At 70.9% G+C, this 6,955-nt stretch carries 8 protein-coding genes; 5 read left to right on the top strand and 3 right to left on the bottom strand.

Translation table 11 applies throughout. The annotated features are described in order from the left end of the window. Positions 1-65 precede the first annotated feature (65 nt). The gene (locus tag DQW85_RS30445; RefSeq protein ID WP_113703258.1) at positions 66-1,004 is read right to left on the bottom strand and encodes an HpcH/HpaI aldolase/citrate lyase family protein; all 939 of its coding nucleotides are present in this window, start codon (positions 1,002-1,004) and stop codon (positions 66-68) included. Positions 1,005-1,178: 174 nt separating this feature from the next. Here DQW85_RS30445 and DQW85_RS30440 point away from each other — a divergent pair, with 174 nt between their 5' ends. Both DQW85_RS30440 and DQW85_RS30435 read left to right on the top strand, forming a co-directional pair. Further along, the gene (locus DQW85_RS30440) at positions 1,179-1,754 is read left to right on the top strand and encodes a biotin transporter BioY (protein ID WP_113703257.1); all 576 of its coding nucleotides are present in this window, start codon (positions 1,179-1,181) and stop codon (positions 1,752-1,754) included. Positions 1,755-1,810: 56 nt separating this feature from the next. Next, positions 1,811-2,182: a hypothetical protein gene (locus DQW85_RS30435; RefSeq protein ID WP_113703256.1), complete on the top strand. Its 372-nt coding sequence runs from the start codon at positions 1,811-1,813 to the stop codon at positions 2,180-2,182. Here the strand turns inward: DQW85_RS30435 and DQW85_RS30430 are convergent. Continuing rightward, a complete protein-coding gene (locus tag DQW85_RS30430) occupies positions 2,163-3,245 on the bottom strand; it encodes an EamA family transporter (RefSeq protein ID WP_113703259.1) in 1,083 nt (360 codons plus the stop codon). The genes DQW85_RS30435 and DQW85_RS30430 overlap by 20 nt on opposite strands. Before the next feature lie 97 nt (positions 3,246-3,342). Here DQW85_RS30430 and DQW85_RS30425 point away from each other — a divergent pair, with 97 nt between their 5' ends. Both DQW85_RS30425 and DQW85_RS30420 read left to right on the top strand, forming a co-directional pair. After that, the gene (locus DQW85_RS30425; protein WP_420819197.1) at positions 3,343-4,548 is read left to right on the top strand and encodes a magnesium transporter MgtE N-terminal domain-containing protein; all 1,206 of its coding nucleotides are present in this window, start codon (positions 3,343-3,345) and stop codon (positions 4,546-4,548) included. Beyond that, positions 4,545-5,015, top strand: a complete 471-nt coding sequence (locus tag DQW85_RS30420; RefSeq protein WP_113703254.1) for a DUF1003 domain-containing protein — start codon at positions 4,545-4,547, stop codon at positions 5,013-5,015. The genes DQW85_RS30425 and DQW85_RS30420 overlap by 4 nt, the downstream gene beginning before the upstream one ends. Here DQW85_RS30420 and DQW85_RS30415 read toward each other — a convergent pair. After that, a complete protein-coding gene (locus tag DQW85_RS30415) occupies positions 4,999-5,523 on the bottom strand; it encodes a MarR family winged helix-turn-helix transcriptional regulator (RefSeq protein WP_113703253.1) in 525 nt (174 codons plus the stop codon). The two genes, DQW85_RS30420 and DQW85_RS30415, sit on opposite strands and share 17 nt — an antisense overlap. A 201-nt stretch (positions 5,524-5,724) precedes the next feature. On the opposite strand from DQW85_RS30415, the gene DQW85_RS30410 reads away from it, so the two are divergent. Then, on the top strand, positions 5,725-6,864 hold the full coding sequence (locus tag DQW85_RS30410; protein ID WP_113703252.1) for an Mrp/NBP35 family ATP-binding protein: 1,140 nt from the start codon (positions 5,725-5,727) through the stop codon (positions 6,862-6,864). Positions 6,865-6,955: the final 91 nt, after the last annotated feature.

Genomic DNA, 6,955 nt, shown 5'->3' with positions numbered 1-6,955 from the left:
GACGTCGGCGGGCAACCACCCCGATTTTCAGCCCAGAACGGGCCTGCCGTCAGGCAGACCGAAGACTAACCCTCCGGGCTGAACGCCGAGGTGCGCTTCAGCCCGGCCGCCCGCCCCTTGGCCGCGACGACGAGCGCCATCTTGCGGGAGGCCTCGTCGATCATCTCGTCCCCCAGCATGACCGCGCCGCGCCTCTCGACAGTGGTGTAGTGCTCGTACGCCTCAAGAATGAGCTCGGCGTGGTCGTAGTCCTCCTGGCTGGGGGAGAACACCTCGTTGGCCGCGTCGACCTGCGCCGGGTGGAGCACCCACTTGCCGTCGAAGCCGAGCGCGGCGGCCCGCCGGGCCACCCGCACGTAGCCCTCCACGTCCTTGATCTGCAGGTACGGCCCGTCGATGACCTGCAGGTCGTGCATCCTGGCGGCCATGAGCAGCCGCATGAGGATGTAGTGGTAGGCGTCGCCCTCGGTGTAGCCGGGGGGCTGCTCCCCCACCACCATCGTCCGCATGTTGATGGACGCCATGAAGTCCGCCGGCCCGAACACCAGCGCCTCCAGCCGCCGGGAAGCCCCGGCGATGGCGTCGACGTTGACCAGGCCGCGGGCGTTCTCGATCTGCGCCTCGATGCCGATGCGGCCGACCTCGAAGCCCATGGTCTTCTCGATCTGGGTGAGCAGCGTGTCGAGCCAGACGATCTCGGTCCTGTCCTGCACCTTGGGCAGCATCAGGCAGTCGAGGCGGTCACCGGCGCCCTCCACGACCTCGATCACGTCGCGGTACGTCCACTGCGTCGAAAGGTCGTTGACCCGGACCACGCGGGTCTTGCCCGTCCAGTCGCCCTCGCGCAGCGCGGTCACCACGTTCTTGCGCGCGTCCTCCTTGGCCAGGGGCGCGACGGAGTCCTCAAGGTCGAGGAAGACCTCGTCGACCGGCAGCGTCTGGGCCTTCTCCAGGAAGCGGGGGTTGCTGCCGGGCACCGCGAGAACCGAACGACGTGAGCGCATGCGCACACCGTAACGGCTCGTCCCACAGCGCGGCAGCGCGGCCCTTCCATGCGGGCCCTTCTATGGCGCCCATACAAACCTGGCCCGTTGTTCTTGGCACACCCGGCGTACTGCTCGAAACACCAGATACGTCAACAATTGGGGGCAACAGCTAGCAAAGGAAGTGGAGAACTGATGGCATCCACCCCCGTGTCGATCCATCCGGCCGTACTGTCCGACCTGCTGCCGGGAAGCCGGGTCCGGGACGTCGCCCTCGTGATCGCAGGCGCGGGCCTGACCGGCCTGGCCGCGCAGCTCACCTTCCCCACCTGGCCGGTTCCCGTGACGGGCCAGACCTTCGCCGTCCTGCTGACGGGCGCCGCCCTGGGCATGAACCGGGCCGCGGCCAGCATGCTCCTCTACCTGGTCGCCGGCATCGCGGGCGTGCCGTGGTTCGCGGGCGGCTCCGCCGGCTTCGGCGGCGCGTCGTTCGGATACCTGCTCGGCTTCATCGCCGCGGCGGCGATCGTCGGCAAGCTGGCCGAGCTGGGCAAGGACCGCAAGGTGCTCAGCACGGTCGGCATCATGGCGTTGGGCAACCTCGTCATCTACGCCTTCGGGCTGCCGGTGCTCATCGCCGTCACGAAGCTCGACCTCGGCACGGCACTGGTGGAGGGCGCGGGCAAGTTCCTGCTGGGCGACGCCATCAAGATCGCGGTGGCGGCCGGCGTGCTCCCGCTCGCCTGGAAGCTCGCCCGCCCGTCGCGGTGACTCCCCGGGCCGGGCGTCGTAGGGCGCCCGGCCCCTCGGGCGGTTACAGTCGATCCGTGAGCGACACACGCGCGGCCATCGAGGAGGGCGCCAAGAAGTCGGGCGTCCTCTGGCTCACCCTCGACCGCCCCCGCCTGGCCTGGCACGCCTGGCACGACGGTGCCGTCTACCTGGTGACCGGAGGCGGCGAGCAGCACCTGCCGGGCCTCGACGCGCTCGGCACGGTCCACGTCATCCTGCGCAGCAAGGACAACGGCGCCCGGCTGGTGGAGTTCGAGGCGGAGGTGCGGGTGGTCGATCAGGCGGCCGAGCCCGAGGCGGTCGCCGTCCTCGCGAAGGAGCGCCTCAACGCCCCCGACAGCGAGCACCTCACGGAGCGCTGGGCCCGTCAGTCCACCGTGATACGGCTCACGCCCCGGGAGCCCTGACCAGATCGGGCTCGGCGACGCCGCGCACAGGTCCACCGCGCACAGGTCCACCGCGCGCAGGTTCGCCGCGCACAGGTCCACCGCGCGCAGGTTCGCCACGCAAGGGTGCGCCGCGCGCAGGTTCGCCGCGCACAGGTTCGGGGCCGTCCGGCACCGGGGCCGCGGGCTTGGCCGAGGCGGTCTGGGCCAGCAGCGCGCCGGTGAGCACCAGCAGGCCGCCGACGATCTGGAACACGCCCAGCGTCTCCCCCACCAGCGCCCAGGCCACCACCGCGCCGCCGATGACCTCCAGTGACGCCACCGTCGCGCCCACCGCCGCCGACAGGCGCCGCACCGCGGTGACGCCCAGGATGTACGCCGTCACGGTCGCGACCAGCACCATCCACAGGTACGCCGCCAGCACGGGCAGCGTGAACCCGCCCTGCGGCGTGGCCGAGACGGTGAACGCCTCCCACGGGATGTCCCACGGCCGGGCGAACGGGACGAGCACCGTGGCCGCCCCGAGCATGCCCCAGGCGATGAGGCCGAGCGGGTCGACATCGTCCCCGAAGCTATCGCTCATCAGGAAATATCCGGCACAGCACGCCCCGGCGGCCAGGCCCAGCAGCAGGCCCAGCGCGTCCAGGCGGAGCCCCTGCCACGCCTCCACGACGATGCCGAGCCCCAGCACGGCGACCACGGCGCCGACGAAGGCCGCCCGCGCCAGCCGTACCTTCCGCACGAACCGCACCCAGACGACCACCATCACCGGCGCCATGAACTCCAGCAGCAGCGCGATCCCCACCGGCAGCCGGGTGATCGCCACGAAGTAGAGCGACTGCACCCCGGCCACCGCCACGACCGCGTACACCCCGAAGAACGGCAGCCGGGAGCGCGGGATCCGCAACGCTCCCGGCTTCACCACGGCCAGCACGGCCAGGAGGAGGAGCCCCGCACCCGCCATGCGCGCCCACACCGCCTCGATCGGGGCGAGCCCGGCGGCGATGAGGTACTTGGCCATGGGGCCGGAGAACGCGAAGCACCATGCGGAGACGAAGGCGATCGCGAGTCCCGCGTGTCTCATGAACTGCACCATCCGACGTAATTACCGTTTGCTAAGTTTGATACTGACACGGGGGGCGTACCAGGCGCAATGCCTCATGGCTGTTAGCCTGCTGACTGTGAAGATCTTCGTGGCCCGCCTGGCCGGGACCTCGGTCTTCGATCCCGCGGGCGACCAGATCGGCCGCATCCGGGACGTGGTGGCCGGCCTGCGCGGCAACCGGCCGCCCAGCGTGCACGGCATGGTGGTCGAGGTGCAGCCGCGCCGCCGCGTGTTCCTGCCCGTTACCCGGGTACGCGGCATCGAAGCGGGCGCGGTGGTGTTCACGGGCCGGCTCAACATGCGCCGGTTCGAGAAGCGGGCCAGCGAGACGCTGGTCATCGGCGAGATGCTCGACCTCTCCGTGACCATCGACGGCGAGCCGATGACCGTCTACGACGTGGCGATGGAGGAGACCAAGCCGTCGGTCTGGGAGATCACCAAGGTGGCCGCCTACCGGGGCAGGCGCCGGCGCGACCCCCGGATCGCCGACTGGAGCGAGGTGTCGGGGTTCGACGTGTTGCAGAAGGACCAGGGAGCGGCGGGACTGATCGCCGCGTTCGAGTCGATGCGCGCCGCCGACATGGCCAGCGCCCTGCACGAGCTGCCCGGCAAGCGGCGCGTCGAGATCGCCCGCGCCCTCGACGACGACCGGCTCGCCGACGTGCTCGAGGAGCTGCCACCGGGCGACCAGATCGGCATCCTCGGCACCCTCGAACCCGAGCGCGCCGCCGACGTCCTGGAGGAGATGGGCCCCGACGACGCCGCCGACCTGCTGCACGACCTGCCGGAGGACCAGGCCGCCCGGCTGCTCTCCCTGATGGAGCCGCGGGAGGCGGCGCCCGTTCGCCGGCTGCTCACCTACCCGCAGGACACGGCCGGCGGCATGATGACCAGCGAGCCGGTGATCCTCCCGCCGAGCGCCACGGTCGCCGAGGCGCTCGCGCACATCCGGCACAAGGACCTCACGCCCTCCGTCGCGGCCCAGGTGTACGTGACCCGGCCGCCCACCGAGACCCCCACCGGCGCCTACCTGGGCGTCACCCACTTCCAGCGCCTGCTGCGCGACCCGCCCTCGACGCTGCTCGGCGCCGTGCTGGATCCGTCGATCGACCCGATCAGGCCGGACTTCACGCTTCCCGAGGTGGCGTTCTACCTGGCCAGCTACAACCTGGTGGCCGCCCCGGTCGTCGACGAGCTGGGCAGGCTCGTCGGCGCGGTCACCGTCGACGACGTCCTCGACCACATGCTGCCGGACGACTGGCGCGAGAGGGCGCACCAGTGACCACCGAACGCCTCGACCAGCCGCGCGACCTGCGCCGCGCCACGCTGCGCCCCCACTACGACCGCGAGGCGTTCGGCCGCCTCTCGGAGCGGATCGCCAGGTTCATCGGCACCGCCCGGTTCATCGTCTACATGACCGTGTTCGTCGTGGTCTGGGTGGTCTCGAACGCGTTCGCCCCCGACGAGCTGGTCTTCGACCCCTACCCGTTCATCTTCCTCACCCTCATACTGTCGCTGCAGGCCTCGTACGCGGCGCCGCTCATCCTGCTCGCCCAGAACAGGCAGGCCGACCGGGACCGCGTCCAGTACGAGCAGGACCGAGAGCGGGCCGAACGCCACGAGGCGGAGATCGAGTATCTGACCCGCGAGATCGCCGGCCTCCGGATGGCGCTCAGCGAGGTGGTCACCCGCGACTACCTGCGCTCGGAGCTCCAGCGGGTGGTGGAAGAGATTAGGGAGCGCCAGTAGCGCCGCTGATTCCAGCGGCGTCAGTGGCGTCGGCGGCGTCGGCGGAGTCGGCGGCGTCGTGATCGGCCAGCCTCGCCAGCATCGCGCGGATGTGACCGATCTCACCCGGCTCCAGCCGGTCGAGGAAGTGGGACCTGACACCGTGCAGGTAGATCGGCGTCGCGTCCGCGAGCCGCTCGGCTCCCGCGTCCGTCAGCACCGCGAACAGGCCCCGCGCGTCGCTCTCGCACGCCTCGCGCGCCACCAGCCCGTCGCGCTGCAGCCGGTCTATCAGCCTCGTCAGGCCGCTGCGGGACAGCAGCACCCGTTCGGCCAGGTCGTTCATCCGGAGCCGCCGTCCCGGCGCCTCGGCGAGCTGCGTGAGCACGTCGTAGGAGGCGAGCGGCAGGTCGTGGACGACGAGGAGCTCGGACTCGAGGTGGCGGGTGATCCGCACCTGGACCCTCTGCAGCATCCGCCAGACCGCCAGCTCCTCGATGGTCAGCCCCTCGTCACGCAGAAGAGTCACGGAGTAACCTTAGAACGTTGCACGGACACCTAAAAGCACGGATTAACCTCGCCGTGCCCCTGGTTCCTACCATGGAGGGGCATCCTCGCTGGAGCGTGCAGCGCCGGATCACAGACAGCCGGGCCAGACATACGGGCCGGACATACGGGTCAGACATATACGACTAAGGAGGGACGGCACTCCCTTCGTGCCGAGACTTCGATGGCACCAACCCAGGAACAGGTGACGGCCGCCCTGGCCACCGTCATCGACCCCGAGATCCGCCGCCCGATCACCGATCTCGGCATGGTCAAGAGCGTCGACATCGCGCCCGGCGGCGCGGTGCGCGTAGGCGTCTACCTCACGGTGGCCGGCTGCCCGATGAAGGACACCATCCGCCGCGACGTCGTCGCCGCGGTCTCCAGGATCGACGGTGTCGCGAGCGTCGAGCTGGAGCTCGACGTCATGAGCACCCAGCAGCGCAAGGAGCTCCAGACCAAGCTCCGCGGCAACCGGGGCCCGGAGAAGGAGATCCCGTTCAACCAGCCGGGCTCGCTGACCCGCGTCTTCGCGGTGGCCAGCGGCAAGGGCGGCGTGGGCAAGTCGTCCGTCACAGTCAACCTGGCCGCCGCCATGGCCTCGAACGGCCTCAAGGTCGGCATCGTCGACGCCGACATCTACGGCCACAGCGTCCCCCGCATGCTCGGCGCCTCCGAGCGGCCGACCAAGGTCGAGGACATGATCATGCCGCCGGTGGCGCATGACATCAAGGTCATCTCGGTCGGCATGTTCAAGCCCGAGGGCAACACCCCGGTGGTCTGGCGGGGGCCCATGCTCGACCGCGCCCTCCACCAGTTCCTCGCCGACGTCTACTGGGGCGACCTCGACATCCTGCTGCTCGACCTGCCCCCGGGCACCGGCGACATCGCCATCTCGGTGGCCCAGCGCCTGCCGTCGGCCGAGATCCTCGTCGTCACCACGCCGCAGATGGCCTCGGCCGAGGTGGCCGAGCGGGCGGGCTCCATCGCCGCCCAGACCCACCAGCAGATCGCCGGCGTCATCGAGAACATGGCCTGGCTCCCCTGCCCGCACTGCGACGAGCGCATCTCGGTCTTCGGCGAGGGCGGCGGCCAGACGGTCGCCGACGCGCTCACCCGCACACTCGGCGCCCGGGTGCCGCTGCTCGGGCAGATCCCGATCGACCTGCGGCTGCGCGAGGGCGCCGACGAGGGCAAGCCCCTCGTCCTGACCGAGCCCGACTCCCCGGCGGCGGCGGAGCTCCGCTCGATCGCGACCACGCTGAGCAAGCGCGCGTCCAGCATCAAGGGCCTCCAACTCGGCCTGGCCCCCACCCGCCACTGACCCACCGGCCCGGGCCCGCTCCTCAGGAGCGGGCCCGTTCGCGTCGCCGCCCCGGTGCGGGGCCTCAGGCGCGCCCCGGCGCGCTGCGTCA

Source organism: Nonomuraea lactucae (genome assembly GCF_003313395.1).
GTDB lineage: Bacteria > Actinomycetota > Actinomycetes > Streptosporangiales > Streptosporangiaceae > Nonomuraea > Nonomuraea lactucae.
The sequence above is the reverse complement of the archived record's forward strand: the minus strand, read 5'-3'. Positions and strand labels throughout refer to the sequence as shown.